The organism is Streptomyces sp. SKN60 (assembly GCF_026236535.1).
Classification (GTDB): Bacteria; Actinomycetota; Actinomycetes; order Streptomycetales; family Streptomycetaceae; genus Streptomyces.
Genome location: NZ_JAHTMW010000077.1, coordinates 1 through 542 on the forward strand (window position 1 = coordinate 1; position 542 = coordinate 542).

General features: G+C 66.8%; 1 protein-coding gene. It reads left to right on the forward strand.

Annotated elements, in window-relative coordinates; genetic code table 11:
- A partial coding sequence (locus KV205_RS36025) for an endo-1,4-beta-xylanase (RefSeq protein ID WP_265869259.1) occupies positions 1-542 on the forward strand: 542 nt, incomplete at both ends.

The window sequence follows — 542 nt, forward strand, 5'->3', positions numbered from 1 at the left end:
GACGGCAGTTCGGGTGCCCGGCGCGACTCCAACCTGCAGCGCACCGGCAACGACTGGATCGAGGTCGCCTTCCGCACCGCGCGCGCCGCCGACCCGGCCGCCAAGCTCTGCTACAACGACTACAACACCGACAACTGGACCTGGGCCAAGACCCAGGCCGTGTACAACATGGTCAAGGACTTCAAGCAGCGCGGCGTACCGATCGACTGCGTCGGGTTCCAGTCGCACTTCAACAACGACAGCGCCTACAACAGCAACTACCGCACCACGCTGCAGAGTTTCGCCGCCCTCGGCGTCGACGTGGCCGTCACCGAACTCGACATCCAGGGCGCCTCCCCCACCACCTACGCCAACGTGACCAACGACTGCCTGGCCGTGCCGCGCTGCCTCGGCATCACCGTCTGGGGCGTACGCGACACCGACTCCTGGCGAGCCGACCAGACCCCACTGCTGTTCAACGGCGACGGCAGCAAGAAGCCCGCCTACACCGCCGTCCTCAACGCACTCAACACCGCCTCCCCCACACCCACTCCCACTCCCAC